This is a genomic window from Sandaracinus amylolyticus, from assembly GCF_021631985.1.
Lineage (GTDB): Bacteria > Myxococcota_A > Polyangia > Polyangiales > Sandaracinaceae > Sandaracinus > Sandaracinus amylolyticus_A.
Genome location: NZ_CP070226.1, coordinates 25672 through 43668 on the forward strand (window position 1 = coordinate 25672; position 17997 = coordinate 43668).

Sequence of the window (17997 nt, forward strand, 5' to 3'; positions counted from 1 at the left end):
GGCAGGGTCCTGTCCGATCGTCGACGTTCAGACAACATTGTCGGTCGATAAATCAAGGCGGATGCGCGTAGGTCGCGCCCGCGTCCGTCACGCCGGGTCGACCGTCGCGGCCCGCGGACCGGCAGCCGGGGCGGGGGCAGCCGGCGCGGCGGGCACGGGGGCTCGGCGCCCGCACGGGCGGCGCCGGAGGTCTCGGCGCGGGTGCGGCGTCGAGCTTCGCGACGCTCGCGCGGAAGGTGACGTCCTCCGGGACCTCGGCCGGATGTTCGTCGGCATCGGGATCGCGCGGCACGCGGCATGCTTATGAGTCTCTCGCCGCGCCGCCGTGCGCGGCGAGAGGCTCGATGACGCGTCGTTCCCGGTCCCGCTCGCTCCTGATCACGATCTACGACAGTTGCAGCCGAGCCTGCGGCCCTACACGACCAGTGTTTGCGCTCGGCGGGCAATTCGTGAGAGCCTGACGCATGCATGACGCAGATTGGTTGCCGGGATTCGGCAAAGCAGCACCAATGATGACAGGCGATGACGAAAGACCGTAACCATTCCCCGCGCATCGCGCACACGATGGCCTTCAAACTGGTCGAGAATGTCATGCTTCTCGTTCATACGAACCGGCCGCCGTCTGACGAGGAGTGGGGAGAGTACGTCGAGGCAGTCGACGCCCAGGGAGCAGCGCCGCTGGCCCAACTGGTCCACACGCAGGGTGGAAGCCCCAACGCGAAGCAGCGCGGAGCGTTTACCAAAATGTTGGCTGGGCGCACGGTCCCTGTCGCAGTTCTCAATGACAGCGCGCTCGTGCGTGGTGCAGTTACGGCAATAGCATGGTTCAATCCGTCGCTGCGGGCGTTCAAGTCGGCGGATATCGACGCCGCGTTGCAGTATCTAGGCGTTCCCGAGAGTCGCTGGTCGACGCTAAAGAACGACCTGGAAGACCTCCGCGCCTCCGTGCAGCGCTCGGCAACCTGAGCTGCCGCAAGAGGCGGCACCGAACTCCTTCGGAAATAGGCCGTGGAGGGAAAGACAGCACCCGCCGCGTGATCAACAGCAAGTCGCTCCGCGACTCGGCGCGAAACGCCCGGTCCAATGGCTGGTCGCGAGCCGTCGGTCGCATAGGCGAGCGTCCCCAGTCGCAGTGCTGCTCGAGCGCGTGCGTCTCCGGCAGCGAGTCTTCATCTCACCACCGTCGATCGTGAGAAGACCGCCGGGTGGCTTATCAAGCAGCTCAACACGCTCGGTGTCGAAGTCGAGCTCAAGCACGCCGCTCAGTCAGCGCGCCGGGAAGCTCTACCGTCACCAGAACGCCCGCTCCTGGAGTGCTCTCAGCCCAAACCCTTCCTCCGTGCGCGTCGACCGCACGCCGAACGATGTACAGGCCAAGACCCAAACCTCCATAGTTACGAGGAGACACGCCGCGCTGAAAACGGTCGAATATGCTCAGGAGCTTGTCCGGTGCGATCCCGATTCCGTGATCGCGGACGGACAGCCGCGCGACATCACCGACCACCTCTGCGCGGATCTCAATCGGCGCTCCAGGACCGAACTTGATCGCGTTGCTCAGCAGATTGACGAGGATCTGCTCGACTTGTGCGGGGTCCCAGATGCCCACAAGTCCCCCGCTGAGATCCAGCTGAACTTCACATCGCGCTCGAGTGAGTTCGAGGCTGAACATTTCGAGAGTGTCGTGAATCACTTGCCGGAGGTCGACCTCGTCACGAAATGACGCATGACTTCCCGCGTCGAGTCGCGCGACGTTGAGAAGTTCATTGACCAACCTCGTCTGGCGCTGAATCTGGCGCTCAAGGAGCACGCACATGCGCTCGACTCCTTCTTGGGCACCAGGGAGGAGCTGCGCTGTTATTGACTGAACTGCAAGACGGAGAACGGTCATCGGCGTGTGCAACTCATGCGATGCGACCATGAGGAACTCATCTCGCGCGGCGATCGCCCGAAGGGCGCTCCGGTACAGGCTGGAGTTATCCATCGCTAGCGCTGCCCTCTCAGCGAACGCTTCGCCGAGTGCCTGTTCGATTCGGCCGAACCGACCGGCCGTTCCTGCCGCAAACGTGATCGCGCCCAGCGTCTTTCCTCGTGCTTGCAGAGGGATCGCTAAAACGCTGCGCGTCCCGAGCGAGCGAATGACCTCTGCGTGACGGGCGTCATGTGAGGACACATCGATCTCCTCGTCCGAGAGATCCGGAATCAGCAGCGACTCACCACGTTCGAGGGCCCGTATTGCAGGTTGAGACGAGCCCGGCCGGGGGGGATAGCTGTCTTGGAGTTCGGCGAGCAAGCCGACCTTCTGCGCGTCTGCGTGGACGACGGCTGCTCGACGGTAACCGCAATCCTCAACCAGATCGACGATGCACCAGTCCGCCATAAGCGGCACAACCGCATGCACAATGCGCGACAGCGTGACGTCGTAGTCGAGCGATTCAGCGACTGCGATAGACGCCTCATGCACGGCGGCAAGCCCTGCTTCTACGCGTTGTCGCTCATCTCTCTCGATTCTCAAGCGCTCGGCGAGTCGGGCACATGCCCAGAGGGCGGCACCGTGTGCGGCGAGCAATTCGAGACCGACCACCCGGCTGCCGTCAAACACCCCCGCGGCCACGCGATGCTCAAGGTACAAGAAGCCGATCAGCTCATCGTGGTGAATCATCGGTACGCAGCACACCGATCGCGGCTTCCATCTTCGAATATATTGATCTTGCGTGAAATGCGTGTTCTGCGCTGCGTCGTCGACGACTACAGACTGCATGGACGCTTGCGCGACAGAAACAGCCGAATGGGAAAACCTGTCGGGCGTCTCCGCATCGATAACGTCTTCCAATGCGCGTGCGGTCGGCTCGACGGCGGCCGCAATCACGAACCCGTCGCTGGTCGTCACGATAATGGAGCCCCGCTCAGCTCCGCTCCACTCGGTCGCAGCTCGGACTAGCGTCTCGGCAGCATGGTCCCCATCGGCCTGCGACAGCGCCTGGGCGGCTCGACCTAAAGCGAGCAATGCGATCGCGTCCATGGGTGAACGTAACCCCGTGTCCACTGGTGCGAGAACGGCACGCGTTCCGGCGCGAATCTAAGAATCGCGGCCCGGAGGACGTGTGAGAGCGTTGCCAACGCAAATATGCACGCCCACATGCAGGGTAACAAGCGCTCACCAGCAGTGCAAGAAGCCACACCCGTCACAGCGCCCGACAATTGCCGGAGACGCAGCCGCTGCGCTCGGCGTGGCCCTTCAGAAGGTTCCCTTCGGTCTCCGTTGGGTGTTAGCGAGCAGCAAGATCGAGCGCTGATCGTCGCCCGAGGGCTCCAGCACGTGCGGGTCGCAGAAGTCGCGCGCGTCGGGCAAATCGGCGCCAGCCGGTGCCCGCGTCGGCGACGATCTCGGTCGAGCCGCTGCACCCCGGCGTTACCGCCAGCGCGAGGACCGCGAGCGAACCCACGAGCCGGGCACCACGAGACGAGCCATGACCGAGCCTCCCCCGGAGCGCAGCACCGCCCCTCGGACGCTTGGCGGCTGCCGGCTCGACCCGTCTCGCGCGACGCAGCACGACCACGAAGTTGTTGGCCGGCATCTCGAACGTCGCGTCGTGCGCAGGCCCTTCCGAGATGAGGTGGCTGTCGCACTTCGGGATGCGCGAGTCCCGGGCCGCTGGTCGAGGAGCTCGTACAGGCGTGCCGCGATCGCTATTACGTGCTGCTTGTGGGCGAGCCCGGCCTGGGCAAGATGTGCGTGCTGGCGCGCTGAAGTCGTCTTCCCGAAAGCGCGTTTCGACTGACCTACCCTCCGACCGGGTCCTTGCCGGAGGTGGTGTCCTATCTCGCGGGGCTGCTCGATCCGCTCGGCCCGACCATGCTCGACCGGACTCGAGTCGACGCGACGACCCGTTTCGCCGCTTGGCTCGTCGAACGGCACGGCGGCCCGGACCGGGCTGCGCTTTCGAGTGCGGCCCGGATATCGTCGGTGCTCGCGGCGACGTTCTCCGATCCGGTTGACGCGTTGTGGCGCGAGCTTGAGCTGTTCGCCGATGAGCATCTCGGCGTTCCAAAGGGGACTCACGTCGGCGTGATGGATGACGCGATCGATGAGTGCGGTTCCCGACGTCGCGCTCGGGAAGATGCTCGGCCAGTCGACGAAGGCGAGGTTCGTCGTGAGCACGATGCTCTTGCGCTCGTATCGCATCGAGAGCGCCTGAACAGATGCGGGCGGCGCGAGAGCGCCCATGCCGTGCCGAGGACGTGGCTGTACGCGGATTGGGAAGTGATCGACGTGGTCATTGCTGCTGGGCTCCACCGCTCGCTGTGATCGGCGCGACGGTCGAGCTCGCCGCCGAGGGCGAGGGCATGGTGGTGCTGAGGGGCTCGCTCGCCCGAGACCTCGACCGGGGCATCTTCTCGAGCGACGCGACGCTCGAGGTGATCTTCGACTGATCCACGTCGATCGCTGGACGTGTGCCGACTGACGCGCCTCACCATCGCGGTCCCGCGCGACCGCGAAGGGAGCTTCGAGCCGAAGGTCGTCCCGAAGCATCAGCGGCGCCTTGAGGCGCCGCACGACGTTCCGCGATCGTCACCGTAGTGCCGGGCGCAATCTCGCGGGTGGCGACGTCGACGAAGCCGAGCGATCGGTAGAGCTCGCGGGCGGGCGTGTTCGCCGTTCCCGTGGAGACGGTGACGACGGGGTGCTCGAGCACCGACTCGGTGAGCCGCCGTCCCCAACCGCGACGCACGAACCGCGGGTCGACGAAGAGGCGGTTGATGTCGCAGGTGCCGCTCTCGACTACATAGGCGATCGCGCCGACGAGCTCGCCATCCTCGACGGCGCCGAGCCACGTGAGCGGTGCAGCAATGAGCTGCTCGAGGCTCTCGTGCAGAGGCGGAATGGCCTCGAATCCGATGAGGTCGGCCTCGATGCGGTAGGCGGCTCGCTGCATCTGCCAGAGACGCTGCGCGATCTCGGGGTCACGCACATCGATCGGTCGCACGTCCACCTGCCGATGATGCCCTCGTCGGAACGGACGAGGGCCGCTGACGCGCACATGCACCCGCGGCGCACCGCCGGGCTGCGGGTCGAGCGGGACCTAGGTCACGAGCTGCACGCCGCGTCCGTTCAACGCCTGCGAGGCGGCGACCACCATTCGCACGCAGGCGTGCCACTGACAGGCACGCTCGGGCCCTCCGTGGGGCCCAGTCGCAGGCCGCGCGGAACTCGCCGCGACGCGAGCGCAGGGGAGCCGCGCCTCCCGTGGTGATGCGTTCAAGCGAGCTCTCGGATCCTCTGCGGCGAACCGCGACGTGCGGTTGGGTTCAGCGGCGCGATCTGGAACCCCGCTGCGTGTAGGAACGCGAACAGGTTCTGCCAGTGTGCCCCGTCGCCTCCATCGCGCCGGATGCGTCGGCGGGCTCGCCGAGCATCGAGCGCAGCCGTTCATAGCCCGACGCGCCTTCGGAGAATGTCGTCGGCTTGCGCAGCGGTGTTAGTGATCCCCGAGAAGCGCGGAAATTTGGACCGAATATCCGTGGTGTGAGACCCGGCTGATCGGGGGACGGAAGACCGAAGCGCCGGTGGTGGAACACCGAGGCTTTCGACCGGGCAGGTCGTGAGCCGGTGTTCTCACGAGTGCTCGGTCGACGTCGAGTTTTCCGTCGACCGGGCATGGAGGACTCGCTCCGGTTCGTCGTATGCGCGGACTGCTCGCAGGTGTTCTTCCTCTGCGCGCGATGCGACCGCGGGCACCGCTACTGCTCGACGCGATGCCGGACAGGCGCTCGACGACGTTCCGTTCGTGAAGCGCGACGCCGGCATCAGCATTCGATCGAAGGTCGCCTCGACCATCGTGATCGAAACCGAGCTCTGCGCACTCGTCGTCGAGCAATCGGCGTGACGGATCACAGTTCCGCGAGCGCTCCGAAAACTTGCAGCTTGGACTCGGGCTCGACGGCGAGCAGCGCTCCACTCTTCGCCGGCACCGAGCCGAGGAGCGATCCCGATGCGAGAGCTTCGAGTGCAGGTGTCGCTGAGCGCGACCTCGACGCGCGTGGTGGCGACGGAGGACGACGAGACCGGAAGCACGACAGTGCTGCGAGCAGCGCTCGACACGCGCCCGAGTCATCCGCGAGCACTGCAGTGGCTGCTCGAAGCGATCGCCCTCTGGCAGGGCTCGCCAGTCCGCGCTGTGCTCACTGCGGACTCGCGTCGCTCTTCGTCCGCCACGCCGCTCTGGGACGAGTGGTTCGGCGACTTCGGCGGCGCGCTCTACACGCTCGAGGTCGAGGCTCACCACGAGCGCCGCCGACGTCGTGATCGCGTCGGGGCGCTGCGACGTCGACCTCGGCAGCTCGTGCTCTTCGCCGCGCGGCGATCGCGATGACGATCTCGGCCGAGCTCGAGGCGAAGATCCGTCGCCTCTATTTCGTCGAGCACTGGAAGGTCAACACCATCGCCACCGAGCTCGGCGTGCACCACTCCGTCGTCGGCACCGACGATGGCGCGATGGAACCACCTATCCCGTCGTCGTCGCGGAAACGCGAGTCCGCCCCTACTCCCTCGCCTGGCAGAAGACTCCAGACTTCGCGTCAACATCTATGGAGAGCCCGGTGCGTAACGAAAGGCGCACGCCGGGTTCGGCGAGGGGCGTCCGGAAAACCCCAGGGGGCAACCTCTGAATAGGCGCCGGACGCCTACTCAACTCCGCTGTGGGCGCGAAGTGGGAATGTTCCGCGCTGTGGTACACCACGCGGCATACGCAGGACGTTGCTGATGAGCACGCGGGAACTGAAGCCGTCCTCTCAGTCGGTCGGCAGCGAAAGCAGCTCACGGACCACAGTCTCATCGAGCGCTCGCGGTGTCCCTGCAACCAGCACGAGCCCCGCGGGGAGCTCCTCCACGACGTCGCCGTCGCCGATGCGCAACGTCCGCTCGCCGAGCTGCGCGTACACCGCGCCGTCGGGCGAGATCGCGAGGGCGCCTGAGCCTCGGCCAGTTGCGACCAGCGTCGTCGTTGCCGTCTGGAGATCCACACGAGAGAGCGCTGCGCGCGCGTCGCCGCGGTAGTGGATGCCCTCGTATCGCTCGACAGTCAGCACAAGGAAGTTGCGACCGGTCGGAGGCCACGCGAGGACGACCGGCTCGCCGAGGTTCCTCTCGCGGTGTGCTTCCGCGAGCACGATCGACACCGGGCCCTCCGACCGGTGGGCATCATTGTCGCTCGCGACGTGTAGCGTGCGTCCCTGCAGCGTCAGCGCGGAGCGAAGCGGCAGAAGCACGGCGTCGGCACCATCCCGCCCGATGTCGATGCGCGGTACGTGTGCCGCGTCGAAAGAACCCTCGGTCTCGCCCACGACCCGCGCCACGCGACGGTCACCGCCAGGCCGCCAGGAGAGCCAGTCGATCGCGAGGCCGCTCTCGAGCGCGTGCGCGCGCCGCTGCATCACGCTGCTCAGTGCGTCGGGGCGCGGCCCGAAGTAGCGCGCGAGCTGGTCGCCCGAAATCGCACGCCATGCGGTAATTTTGTTAGCTCCGAGATCGAGTCGCCTTCCTCCCCCACGCCGAGCCCCGTCGCGGTCACCACGACCCGGCGCTCGCGGTCGAGGATACTAGTCGCTAGCACGTTAACCGGGTCGTTCGACTCAGCGCTCACGCGCGGTCCCATCGGCACGAACCGTTGCTCGTCGTGGAGCCACACTCCCGGCTGCGCCGTGCGGCGGATCGCGTGCTTCCAGCCGCCTTCGTCGCGAGTGTCCACCGTCTCGTGCACCACAATCGCGCCTTGGATGAGGGCCCCCTCCCAGTCCGCGCGGGCTGCCGCGAGTGCTCGTTCGACGCGCCCCCACTCTTGCGACGCGCGGAGCGCCGCGAGATCGGCGTCGCGCTCAAGCCGCGGGGCGATTTCCGGCAGGTCGCGTAGGACCGCGGACTCAAGCTCGGCCGCGGCCTCGTCGTTGCGGCCGAGTAGCGCGAGCGCGCACGCGTGCTCGAAGCGTGCAAGGGCCCACAACGGTTGCGCTGCAACGATCTCCGCGAGCGCGCGCTCGGACACGTCGTGCTCCCCGCGCTCACGCGCGCGCAGCGCCGCGCGCAGTGCCCGGCGAGTGGTGGGCGGCGGATCCGTGGGTAGCTGGGCGGCTCCGAAGCCGACCGGCGCGCGCGAAGGCCCATACTCATCAACGGCGCGCGTGCCTGTGCGCTCCTGATTGGCCCCTCCGAGGTGCGCTCGACCGATCGCGACCTCATGCATCGGCTCGGCCGGTCGCGCGTCCTCCCTGCATGCGCCGCTCGCGACGAGCGTAACAGCCATGAACCACGCGCGGCGATGTGCTGTGCGAGCCTGCGCGCGACCTACTGAGGCGCATGCTCCGCGCTGGTGCTCAGTGCGTGCTCGGTGGTCCATCGCTCGTGAGCCTGCGCCTCTCCTCGGTGACCTGAGCCGCGATTCGCTCCTCCGCAGGCTCTTCGTCCCTGCACTCGGGGGACCGTCCGTGGGCCCACAACGCTCGCGATGCGGGACCTCCTCCGCGTTGGTGCCACGCCACCGCCTCGATCAGCGGCTCTGTCCGTCCGATAGCAATCCGACTACCACCGCACGCTCTCGGGCTCGCCCTCGTTCTCCCGATTTCCCCAGCACCGCACGTCGCCGGGCTCGCGAATCACGCAGCAACTCGAAGATCCACAGAACAGGTGTTGCCCGGCAACACTCGCGACGTGTCGCGGGGTCGGCGTAGACGTGGAGAGACTCTCGCCGAGGATGAAAGAGCCCTCGTTGAACCCCCAGCAGTGCACTTCGCCGGATGCGAGCAGGGCGCACGTGGCTCGGTCGAGCGCCTCGACCTCGACTGCAGGGCTGCTGAGGACTGCGATGACCGGCTCTCGCGCGTGCTCGCCACTGCTGCCGTCACCGAGCTCGCCCCAATTGTTCTCGCCGGCGCAGCGCACCGAGCCGTCGACCACCGCGCACACGTGGCTCCATCCTGCCGCGAGATCCGCCGCGCCGACCCAGCTCGACGTGTCGATCTCGTCGTCCGTCGAGCCGCTCCGGCACCGGACCTCGAGCGTGTCGGAGAGCTGCCAGCAGATGTGTCGACCTCCGACTGTAATCCGGCTCGCAGGGCCGGTGCTGAGAAGGGTCGGTGCCTCGACGGAGACGTCTGCCCCGGTGACGATCCCCTGTTCGGCGCGGCCCCAGCACCAGACCTCGGCGGTCGCGGTCAACGCGCACGTCGCGTCACGGCCCGCCGCGATCGACACGATATCGGAGAGCAGCGCGCGCACTGGAGTGCGCGCCTCCCTCGGCGCCTCTCCGCTCCCGAGCTGGCCGCTTGCGCCGCGGCCCCAGCACCACGGCTCACCTCCAGCGATCGCGCAGCTGTGCGCAGCGCCCGTCGCGATCGCGGTGACTGCGGACGCGAACGGGACGGTGGTCGGGGAGGCGGCGTAGTCCCGGTCTTCGAGGCCGAGCTGGCCCACAGCTCCGTAGCCCCAGCAGCGCGCTCGCCCATCGGAGCTCATCGCACACCGATGAGTGTCACCAATCGCCATCGCGACCACCGCGCCGGGCTCGCAAGCGACGCCGCAAGCGCCGCAGTGGCGTTCGTCCGACGCGAGGTCAACGCACGTTCCATCGCACACCGCGCCGCGCACGCCGGAGCATCGACAGACGCCTTCTTCGCACGCCGCACTCGCGAGGCAGCGGTTCGCGCACGCCCCGCAGTGCTCGGTCGAGCTCGCCAGCGAGACGCAGCGTCCGCGGCACACATCAGGCCGCTCCGCCGGGCAGCGGCACGATCCATCAACGCACGTCGCACCCACCGCGCATGTTTCGCCGCACGCTCCGCAATCATCGTCAGAGTTCTCGAGATCGACGCACGAGTCGCCACAGAGCGTCTCGCCCGCGCGGCATACGCAAGACCCTGACCTGCATACTAGGTCGGCGCCGCAGCGCCGATCGCATGCGCCACAGTGGTTTGGATCGTCGAGAGCCACGCATTCTCCGCCGCACTCGTGACCGAGAAAACAGACGCAGGACGTGCAACCGCCGGCCTGAATGGAAATTGAGATCAGGAGCACGAGATGAAAGATGTATGCAAGCGACGCCGCACTGCTCGTACTCATGCGGAACTCCTCGGCCGTCGTACACGACCGCTCGAGCGGGAGCGAAAGCGCGTCGCGGGCTGCCGCTCCGAGCTTCGCGCCCTCACCGGCCAGTCTGTCGCGCCACAGAGCTCAAGCCGCTTCGGGCAGCAGCTTGAGTCGGTCCTGAGCTTCCGTCTTGAACGAATCGAATCCGAGCACGGCGGCGTAGCGCGCGCGAGCCGTCGCGGACCGGCACGAAGAGCGCGTCGAGGTGGACGAATGCTCACCGCACGCAATGCGTTGCTCGACGCACGAATCCGTCGGGCGCGCTGGGGACTGGACCCGACCTGGAACAGGAACGACTGCACGAGGAACAGCGCGACCGTCTTCGACGCGTTGACGACGACCTTGAGCATGGTCAGGCGCGGCTTCCTCTTGCGGGCATGCCGTCGCTCACCTTGTTCCGGAGCGGGGCGAGCCGTTGACGCTCGTCGCGCACGAAGGGTCGCGCAGCAACCTCGCGCGGTAGCCTGAAGAGCGGGAAGGTTCGCGACGGTCGACCTCATCTGAAACGCCTCGGGCGATCCGCCGCTCGTGGCGCAGTGTCAGTCGGGTGCTGCTGCTTGCCGTCGGCGCGCGATGCGAGACGTGTTCGTCAGCGTCGACCCGGTTCGCGGCCGGTTCCGGTTCTTCGTGATCGAGGTTCGCGAGACAGCCAAGGGCGCGTCGGGACCGAGGGGCGATGCGAAGTGTTCCGGTTCGCGACGCTCGATGGAGCCGAGGCTGCTCGTGGCGCTCTGCCGTTGGCAACGCGTCGCGGAGTGATTCATCCGCACGCTCAAGGAAGAGCTCATCTGGCTGCGGGACTGGGACTCAACCGACCAGCTCCGTGCCGCCGACGAGATGAGGATCGGTGGTGCACGGGTCGCCGTCGCGGCACGACGCGCGCTCGCCGATCCGAGAGCTCGTCGCCACGGGAGGCGCGGCTTCCCTGCGCTCGCGTCGCGGCGAGTCCCGCGCGGCCTGCGACTGGGCCGCACGGAGGGCCCGAGCGTGCCTGTCAGTGGCACGCCTGCGTGCGAATGGTGGTCGCCGCCTCGCAGGCGTTGAACGGACGCGGCGTGCAGCTCGTGACCCAGGTCCCGCTCGACCCGCAGCCCGGCGGTGCGCCGCGGGTGCTCCAGGCGCCGCCGCTCGGGACCGAGCACGTGGCGCTGCAGCCGCCGGTCACGCCCGAGGTCAACGATTGGGTGAGCGCGAACGTCGGCGGTGGCGATCCGCACTACCGGCGCATCACTGACGTTCAGCTCAGCGGCTCCGACTACGTCTGCACGCTCGCCAGCGCGTTCCCTGGGACGTCCACGAGCAACCGCACCGGCTACGAGGGCATCACGTCGCGCATCCAGTGGCAGGGCCTCACGGCCGGGTCGCCCGCGATCGACGCGCTGTGGCGTGAGATTCAGGTTCAGTACGATTGAAGCCGCTGGGCAACGGACAGCATCGGCGGCGAGCTCGGCGCGCTCAACATCGGCGCTTCCGCGAACCGCGTGGACACCGTCGAGACGCTTGAATGGCCCGGCGTGAGAGCGCCGAATCCGAGCGACGACGCACGCGCTCTCACGCCGCGCGAGGTCGCACGCTGCGCGCACTTCTACCCGTACGTCGAGACGAGCGACATCGGGCTTGATTGGCGGATTCTCGGCGTCGCCGTGGTGCTCGAGGCCTCGAGCGAGAGGACGCGGCGGTGACGCGTCTGCGCTTCGACCTGCTGCCGGAGAAGTACGACCGCGCGCGCAAGGTCGTGGACGAGTCGTTTCGCGTCGTGCGCGAGGTTCTCGACGGCGGGTGGCGTTGGCGCGAGCAGGTGCGCTGACAAACTGGCAAATCGGTCCAGAAATCCGCGCTTTCTCAGGATCGCCAACAAATTGCTCCGGGCCCCCGGACGGCGCGCCGGCGGACGGCGCTCCCGACGATGCGCGCACGCCGCGGGACGCGACCGGACCGGCGTGTGATTTCGATCGTCCTTGCGTCGGAGATGCGCGCTGCGTCGACGGTCACTGCGAACGCTTCGGGCCTGGCGAGTTCGACGATCAGTGCCTTCGGCCGCCGCCGCCCGGCCCCGTGTTGCCGCAGCTCCAGTGCGCATTCGAGCTCGCGCCGCCAGGCGATCCGAACCCGAGCGCGCTCGCCATCCTCCACACACCGCTCGTGGCCGAGCTCGGGATCGCCGCTGCGACCGCCGGCGACCCATCTCGCCCGAGCATCGTCTACGTCGCGAGCTACGACTACGACGAGATGGCTCCGGGCCAGTGCGTGGGCTACGGCGTGTTGCGCATCCTCGACGCGCGCGACGTGTCGGTCTCAGGCAGTGTGGAACGACGCGCCTCTGAACTCGCCGGTCACTCCGGCGATCGGCGACCTCGATGGCGATGGCCGGCCTGAGATCGTCGCCGCGGCGTCGGCAGGTGGGCTCATCGCATTCAGAGTGGCGAGCGATGGAACGATCACGCGCCTCTGGAGCACGCGGCTGAGCGACGGCTCGCCCGATCGGTGGGGCATGACGGAGTGTCAGTGGGGCGGCATCTCGCTCTACGACCTCGACGATGACGCCTTCCGGAAGTGCTCTTCGAAGGTGCGGTCTGGGGACCGGACGGCGTGCGCCTGACGACGCTGTCGGGCTGGGCGCACGTGGGGAGCAACGGCTCGTCGATGACCGTCGGTGACTACGACTCCGACGGCCGGATCGAGGCGGTGGCCGGAAATCGTGTGTGGCAGTTCGATCCCGGCACGCGGACCTTTCAAGACGAGCCGGGGTTCTGGACCGTTGCACCCGCCGGTCAGGTCGCGGTCGCGGAGCTCGGAGACTTTCCCGAATTGCGCGGCGATGTGCCGGGCGCGCCGGAGATCGTCTCGACGATGTCGGGAAAGCTCTGGGTGACGACGCTCGGCGGCGGGCTGATCGCGGAGATCGCCACCAGTACCGAGGGAATCGGCGGACCTCCGACGGTCGCCGACTTCGACGGCGATGGCGTGCGCGAGATCGGAGTCGCGTTCGGTCGGAGCTACGAGGTATTCGGCCTCGCTGAAGTCGAGTCCGGACAACGACTCTGGTCGCATCCTTCACAGGACATGTCGAGCAAACCGAACCGGATCGTCGGTGTTCGACTTCAACGCGGACGGGCGCGCAGAAGTCGTATACGGAGACGAGTGCTTCGTGCGCGTCTACGATGGTCGCAACGGCGAGGCCGTGTTCTCGCAGGGGCACTTCTCATACACGTGGCTCGAGTACATCACGATCGCGGACCCGGACGGCGACGGCTCGGCGGAGATGATCGTGGGCTCGAGCGACCAGTGCCGGACCGATGGCTACTGCCCCGCAATCGATCCGATCCACGCGGGCGTGGCGTGCGAGACGAACGAAGACTGCGTGTCCGGGTCGTGCGACCAAGGCTACTGCCGTTGCACAAACGACGCAGAGTGTCCGGCGACGTACTCGTGCGCCGGAGCACTCGAGGGCACGCCCGGCACCGGTGACGTCTGCCGCGCGCAGCATGCGGGCTGCCACGCCGGGATTCGCGTGTTCCGCGACAACCGGGATCGCTGGGCGTCGTCGCGCACGATTTGGAACCAGCACGCTTATCACGTCACGAACGTCGAAGACGACGGCACGATCGTCGGATCGATCGAGCGCGGCGATCGAGAGAGCGTTCGGCGTGGGGTCGATGCCCTCGAGGTGCTCATGACGCCCGAGGTGATCTGAGCGCGGTGGGTTCTCCGAGCGTCGCTCTGAGGAGCGGTCGAGCGCCGATGCTCCGCTGGCTCTTCGTGCTCGCCTCCTTCGCTGGCGTGCGCGCACGCGTTCACACCGCGTCTGAATCGCTACGCTGTTGCGATAGCGACGACATCCGTGCACGCCAGGTCGCTCCTCAGCATTAAAGACCGCTGAAGCGACACCGGAACAGGTATTGCTCGCGACGCAGACTCTCAAGGAGAAGTTCGATGAACAGGCGTCTGGCGCACGTATCGCTCGTTTCGCACTCATGCTGGCACTTCCCGGGTTCCCCGCAATCGACCCATCCGGTCGATCGACAGGTCAACGCCAGCGAGGAGGCGATCGCTGATATCTGCGAGTGCCCGGCGATTGCCGGTGCTTCGAGCGAGCGCGAGTGCGTCGACGTTCTCGAATTCTCCCTGCCGACTCCGCCTCGAGCAGCTCGCGCACAACCCGAATGTCGTCGTCGCCAAGCTTCGCGTCGGGCCCGTTCTTCTGCTGCGTAGGCGCCACCGAGCCGGTGCGTCGGTATCTCGCGATCAGCTGCGAGACCTTGCGAGGCGCGCAGCCGAGCTGCTCGGCGATGTCGTCGAGTCGCGCCGAGCGACCCGTGCGCAGGTAGAACGCGACCACCGCGTCGCGGACGTCGAGGCGCGTCACGATGCGCGCGCCACGCACGTCGTACTGGGGTTGATTCATACCGGCACACCTCCGAGGAACGAGAGCAGGAACGCTCCGCCCAGACTCACCGCGCAACCGCCCGCCATCAGCGCGAGCACGAACAACGCGAATCCAAGATCGTCCTTCACCTTCGCACCCCCGTAGCGCGGATGTTCGATCGTCACCCCCCGGTGCGGTCGACCATCCGCAGCGCGGAGCGAGCCCCGAGCTCGTGGAGCGCCAGCACGCTCAGAGAACTCGCAGACGCAGTCGCACGAGCGACCGACTCCATCACGCTCGCCGACCTCGCGGGCTGGTACCGCCACTGCGGATACCAGCCTCAGCCCAACTGATCGTGGCAATCAGAGACTCCCGGCGATTCCGACGGTGCCGGCGACACCGGGCGTACCCGGGAATCCGTCGCTCCGCGACGCGTGCGGCGCGGAGGCCCCTCCGTTGCCCCCCGGGCCCGGCGCGCCCGCACTCACGTCGCACGTCTGAACCAACGTCGCGCCGGACGTGAAGAAGGCATAGGCCGAGCCCCCGGCGCCACCACCGCCTCCGCCGCCGTGCCCACCGTGAGCACCCGCGCCGCCCGGCCCACCGGGGCCGGAATCGTCGGTCGTTCCGCCGCCGGATCCACCGGAGCCGCCAAATTGGCCCGCGCCGCCCCAGCCACCTGCGCCGCCAGCGCCGCCGCTCCCCCGGAGCACCAGGCACTCCGAGGCAGAGATCGTCGAGCCGCCGACGGCGAAGACACCGAAGCTGCCGCCGCCACCGCCACCGCCGCCTCCGCCAGCGAGCGCTGCGCAGCCACCGGCTCCGCCGCCACCACCCCCGGCCCCCCACGAGTCGGTGCCGGTGTCGCAGCCGCCACTGCCGCCGCCACCCCCGCCGCCGCCACCGTTCTGACCGACACCGCCACTGCCGCCCGGCGACGAGTACCAGTAACTGCCGACCAGACGGCCCGCAGCGCTCGACGCACCGACGCCGGGAGCGCCATTGGACACGAAGCCGTCTTGCCCCGCTTCACCGTCCCACGCGCCGGCGCAGGGCGGACCGCCATTGCCGGCCCAGCCGGCAGGCGGGACGAGGTTGGCAGCGTCCTGGCCATCCATACCGCGCGTGCTGTCGAGGTCACAGTCGAAGGGGCACCGACAGCGCGTCTCCGCGGTCCCGCCGTCTCCTCCATCTCCGCCGGTCGTGTTACCAGGTGTCGCAGGGCAAGAGTTCGAGGCTCCATTGCCCCCGTCGCCCCGGCTCGTGTTGTTGCAGACGTCCGTGGAGTGACTCGCCCACCCACCTCCGATACCGTTCATGTCGGCGCGCGAGCCGATCGACGGTGCGTCCATTCCATCCGTGCCCGGAGTGCCCGCCGCACCCGCGCCCCCGATGACGGTCACTCGAACCAGCTCGACCCGAGCGTTGACTGCGTGCACGGCATACGAGCTCTGAGCGCCCTCGGCACGCGCGCCGGTGGCGTCGGGCCCGAAGATCACGAGACCCTCCAGGAGCGCTCCGAGCGAGAGATCGCGCGCTCGGATCGTCACGAACTGTCCCTCACCCGGGTGCAGGCCGCCTCGAATCTCCGTGCGATGTCCCGTGGTGTCGCGACCGGCGCGGACCCAGCTCGCGTCGTAGCCACCGAAGATTCGCATTCCGTCGCGGAGCGAGAGAATCTCGCGATACGTACCGGCCATCACGAAGACGTCGCTGCGGCCGGTTTCGGCGCCTCGCGCGAGGCCACGCGTGATGGACTGGCACGGCGTGGCGAAGTCGAGACCGCACGTGGCGTTGTCGGCACCGAGAGACGCGGACACCAGAATGCCGCGCTCGCGATCACCGTCGATTCCGTCGCAGTCGATGTCGGAAAACGTGCCGTCGGGGTCGTCGGATCCCACCCCGATCGCGCATTCGCAGCCGTTCGCAGGGTTCCGATCACCGTCGGCGAACCCGAGCGAGCATACGACTTCGCACAGGCCCGATCGACAGGCGGCCTCGGTGTTCACCATGTCGATCGCCGGACCGGGACACACCATGCAGTCGTTCGCACCGGTCGGCCCGCAGTGCTGCGGATTCTCGAGATGATCGGTGTACTGGACGTTGGCACAGCCGCCCACCGCCTCGACGCACTCGTCGGCCGTGCAGGAGTCGGCATCGTCGCAGCTCCGGGCCCCCGGGCTCCGACACTCGCCCGTGACGCAGACCTCGTCACCGTTGCAGAAGGTCCCGTCGCCGCCGCAGTCCGCATCGAACTCACACGTTGGCGGGCTCGTGCACCCTGCCGTCGCCGAGCAGATCAGCTCGGACGGGCAAAGGGTGTCGTCGGGGGAATTCTGGCATTCATCCGTCGCGGCCACGCACGCGTCGCGCGTGCATGCGATTCCGTCATCGCAGAGCGGGATGGTGCCGGCGATGCAGACGCCTCGCGCGTCGCAGATGAGCCGGCCGTTGCAGAAGATGCCGTCGTCCGGACAGTCCTCGTCGCGAGCGCACTCCGCGTCGCCCGCGTCACCCGCGTCGCCGGACGCGTCCTGCCTTCGACCCCCGTCGCGTTCACGGGCTCCCCCGCCGTCCGCGCAGCCCGGAATCACCGCGGCCGAGAACAAGATGGCTATGCAGCCAAATCGACCGATTCGACTCGACATCATGATCATGCATCCCCGCCGTTCCCACGGCGCTCCATCCCTCGGACTCGAACGGCAACCGCGATGCGCGGACGTCGACGTCGGGTGACCCGCCGCGTCGTTGGTGGCGCGGTCAGCTCTCCGGGCGCTCCACGGTCCCCACGCGCGCACGCGTCGGTGCAGACGGCCCGCCAGGTGCCGCCGACTCGCCGCACGCGGCGGCGGACCGCACGACTCACCCGCTCCTCGCCTGCCCGACGCAGGCGCCCTCGCTCCAGGCGTTCCACCTGCAGGTCCCCGGGTCGCACGTGCGGATGCGCGCGCGTCGGGGCCACAGCTCCCGCAAGGCTGCGTATCGGTCTCAACGGCCGCTTCGCAGCTCGTGCATTCGCCGAGATCGCTCCACGGGCCCCACGTGCACGAGCTCTCGCGGGTGCGCGTGCGCGTCCCGGCGGTGCCGCAGCCCCGATGCACGACTCCGGCTCCGACTGGATCGCACCGAGGACGCACACCGCGCCCGCTGCGTACGGACCACCCGAGTCACGGCCGGCGTCGGACGCGGGGCGTCGGCCCTGCGTCGAGCGAGTCTCCTCGTCGAGCGAGTCACCCCGCATCGACCTAGTCAATCCCATCGACCAAGTCTCCCCCCGCCGACCGAGTCGCCTCCATCGTTCGTCGCCGCATCCGGGGCAGCGGCGTCCACGGTCGCCGCGTCCATCGTCGCGGCGTCGGACTCGAGCACGGCGCGAGCGCGACGACGATGACGCACGCCGCGCGAGCCCATGGCGAGAGGAGAGACACGGCACCAGGAGCGTTGCGCAGGGACTCGGAGACCGATTGCAATGAGATTCCGTCCGGGCTCGGGGCGA

Annotated in this window: 17 protein-coding genes and 1 pseudogene; 10 read left to right on the plus strand and 8 right to left on the minus strand. The window is 68.1% G+C overall.

Annotated elements, in window-relative coordinates:
- Positions 1-522: 522 nt before the first annotated feature.
- Entirely contained in the window at positions 523-966 is a 444-nt protein-coding gene (locus tag I5071_RS45810; protein ID WP_236607803.1) for a hypothetical protein, read from the plus strand.
- Between the two features lie 283 nt (positions 967-1249).
- On the opposite strand, the gene I5071_RS45815 is transcribed toward I5071_RS45810, so the two are convergent.
- Together I5071_RS45815 and I5071_RS45820 are read right to left on the minus strand one after the other, a co-directional pair.
- Positions 1250-3019 (minus strand): sensor histidine kinase, encoded by a 1770-nt coding sequence (locus I5071_RS45815; protein WP_206607122.1) that lies wholly within the window; start codon positions 3017-3019, stop codon positions 1250-1252.
- 390 nt (positions 3020-3409) lie between these two features.
- Complete coding sequence (locus I5071_RS45820) at positions 3410-4225, minus strand: ATP-binding protein (RefSeq protein WP_329611191.1); 816 nt, start codon at positions 4223-4225, stop codon at positions 3410-3412.
- A gap of 77 nt (positions 4226-4302) precedes the next feature.
- On the opposite strand from I5071_RS45820, the gene I5071_RS46765 reads away from it, so the two are divergent.
- Together I5071_RS46765 and I5071_RS47150 are read left to right on the plus strand one after the other, a co-directional pair.
- Positions 4303-4431: a hypothetical protein gene (locus I5071_RS46765; RefSeq protein ID WP_256432872.1), complete on the plus strand. Its 129-nt coding sequence runs from the start codon at positions 4303-4305 to the stop codon at positions 4429-4431.
- 19 nt (positions 4432-4450) lie between these two features.
- A complete protein-coding gene (locus I5071_RS47150; protein WP_419249703.1) occupies positions 4451-4579 on the plus strand; it encodes a transposase in 129 nt (42 codons plus the stop codon).
- A 19-nt stretch (positions 4580-4598) separates the two neighbouring features.
- Here the strand turns inward: I5071_RS47150 and I5071_RS45825 are convergent.
- Positions 4599-4934, minus strand: a pseudogene (locus I5071_RS45825) (GNAT family N-acetyltransferase); the annotation flags it as partial.
- Positions 4935-5990: 1056 nt separating this feature from the next.
- Between I5071_RS45825 and I5071_RS45830 the strand changes: the two are divergent.
- A complete protein-coding gene (locus I5071_RS45830) occupies positions 5991-6371 on the plus strand; it encodes a hypothetical protein (protein WP_206607123.1) in 381 nt (126 codons plus the stop codon).
- Positions 6372-6789: 418 nt separating this feature from the next.
- Here I5071_RS45830 and I5071_RS45835 read toward each other — a convergent pair whose 3' ends face one another.
- The 3 genes from I5071_RS45835 to I5071_RS46930 form a co-directional block, all read right to left on the minus strand.
- The gene (locus I5071_RS45835) at positions 6790-7431 is read right to left on the minus strand and encodes a hypothetical protein (RefSeq protein ID WP_206607124.1); all 642 of its coding nucleotides are present in this window, start codon (positions 7429-7431) and stop codon (positions 6790-6792) included.
- 8 nt (positions 7432-7439) lie between these two features.
- The gene (locus tag I5071_RS45840) at positions 7440-8297 is read right to left on the minus strand and encodes a hypothetical protein (protein ID WP_206607125.1); all 858 of its coding nucleotides are present in this window, start codon (positions 8295-8297) and stop codon (positions 7440-7442) included.
- A 275-nt stretch (positions 8298-8572) separates the two neighbouring features.
- Complete coding sequence (locus tag I5071_RS46930) at positions 8573-10108, minus strand: hypothetical protein (RefSeq protein ID WP_329611192.1); 1536 nt, start codon at positions 10106-10108, stop codon at positions 8573-8575.
- Between the two features lie 1043 nt (positions 10109-11151).
- Here I5071_RS46930 and I5071_RS45850 point away from each other — a divergent pair.
- From I5071_RS45850 to I5071_RS47155, 5 genes are all read left to right on the plus strand, one after another.
- On the plus strand, positions 11152-11547 hold the full coding sequence (locus tag I5071_RS45850; protein ID WP_236607806.1) for a hypothetical protein: 396 nt from the start codon (positions 11152-11154) through the stop codon (positions 11545-11547).
- Between the two features lie 69 nt (positions 11548-11616).
- Positions 11617-11817, plus strand: a complete 201-nt coding sequence (locus I5071_RS45855) for a hypothetical protein (protein WP_236607807.1) — start codon at positions 11617-11619, stop codon at positions 11815-11817.
- Positions 11814-11942 carry a hypothetical protein gene (locus tag I5071_RS46770; protein WP_256432873.1) on the plus strand — a complete coding sequence of 43 codons (129 nt, stop codon included), beginning with the start codon at positions 11814-11816 and terminating at the stop codon, positions 11940-11942. The genes I5071_RS45855 and I5071_RS46770 overlap by 4 nt, the downstream gene beginning before the upstream one ends.
- A complete protein-coding gene (locus I5071_RS45860) occupies positions 11915-12511 on the plus strand; it encodes a hypothetical protein (protein ID WP_236607808.1) in 597 nt (198 codons plus the stop codon). Before I5071_RS46770 ends, I5071_RS45860 begins: the two co-directional genes overlap by 28 nt.
- Positions 12438-12734: an FG-GAP repeat domain-containing protein gene (locus I5071_RS47155; RefSeq protein WP_419249704.1), complete on the plus strand. Its 297-nt coding sequence runs from the start codon at positions 12438-12440 to the stop codon at positions 12732-12734. The genes I5071_RS45860 and I5071_RS47155 overlap by 74 nt, the downstream gene beginning before the upstream one ends.
- 172 nt (positions 12735-12906) lie before the next feature.
- Here the strand turns inward: I5071_RS47155 and I5071_RS45865 are convergent, their stop codons facing one another.
- On the minus strand, positions 12907-13044 hold the full coding sequence (locus I5071_RS45865; RefSeq protein ID WP_236607809.1) for a hypothetical protein: 138 nt from the start codon (positions 13042-13044) through the stop codon (positions 12907-12909).
- 50 nt (positions 13045-13094) lie between these two features.
- Between I5071_RS45865 and I5071_RS45870 the strand changes: the two genes are divergently transcribed.
- On the plus strand, positions 13095-13829 hold the full coding sequence (locus I5071_RS45870) for a VCBS repeat-containing protein (RefSeq protein WP_329611193.1): 735 nt from the start codon (positions 13095-13097) through the stop codon (positions 13827-13829).
- A gap of 1034 nt (positions 13830-14863) precedes the next feature.
- Here I5071_RS45870 and I5071_RS45875 read toward each other — a convergent pair.
- Positions 14864-17158, minus strand: coding sequence for a hypothetical protein (locus I5071_RS45875; RefSeq protein ID WP_206607133.1), 2295 nt, complete (start codon positions 17156-17158; stop codon positions 14864-14866).
- Positions 17159-17997 lie beyond the last annotated feature (839 nt).

Excerpts from the sequence above, each read along its gene's own strand:
- I5071_RS45815 (WP_206607122.1), bottom strand. The coding sequence starts at position 3,019 with ATGGACGCGATCGCATTGCTCGCTTTAGGTCGAGCCGCCCAGGCGCTG.
- I5071_RS45810 (WP_236607803.1), top strand. The coding sequence starts at position 523 with ATGACGAAAGACCGTAACCATTCCCCGCGCATCGCGCACACGATGGCC.
- I5071_RS45830 (WP_206607123.1), top strand. The coding sequence starts at position 5,991 with ATGCGAGAGCTTCGAGTGCAGGTGTCGCTGAGCGCGACCTCGACGCGC.
- I5071_RS45870 (WP_329611193.1), top strand. The coding sequence starts at position 13,095 with ATGGCGTGCGCGAGATCGGAGTCGCGTTCGGTCGGAGCTACGAGGTAT.
- I5071_RS45840 (WP_206607125.1), bottom strand. The coding sequence starts at position 8,297 with ATGGCTGTTACGCTCGTCGCGAGCGGCGCATGCAGGGAGGACGCGCGA.
- I5071_RS45820 (WP_329611191.1), bottom strand. The coding sequence starts at position 4,225 with ATGGGCGCTCTCGCGCCGCCCGCATCTGTTCAGGCGCTCTCGATGCGA.
- I5071_RS45835 (WP_206607124.1), bottom strand. The coding sequence starts at position 7,431 with ATGCAGCGGCGCGCGCACGCGCTCGAGAGCGGCCTCGCGATCGACTGG.
- I5071_RS45850 (WP_236607806.1), top strand. The coding sequence starts at position 11,152 with ATGGTGGTCGCCGCCTCGCAGGCGTTGAACGGACGCGGCGTGCAGCTC.
- I5071_RS46930 (WP_329611192.1), bottom strand. The coding sequence starts at position 10,108 with ATGAGTACGAGCAGTGCGGCGTCGCTTGCATACATCTTTCATCTCGTG.
- I5071_RS45875 (WP_206607133.1), bottom strand. The coding sequence starts at position 17,158 with ATGATCATGATGTCGAGTCGAATCGGTCGATTTGGCTGCATAGCCATC.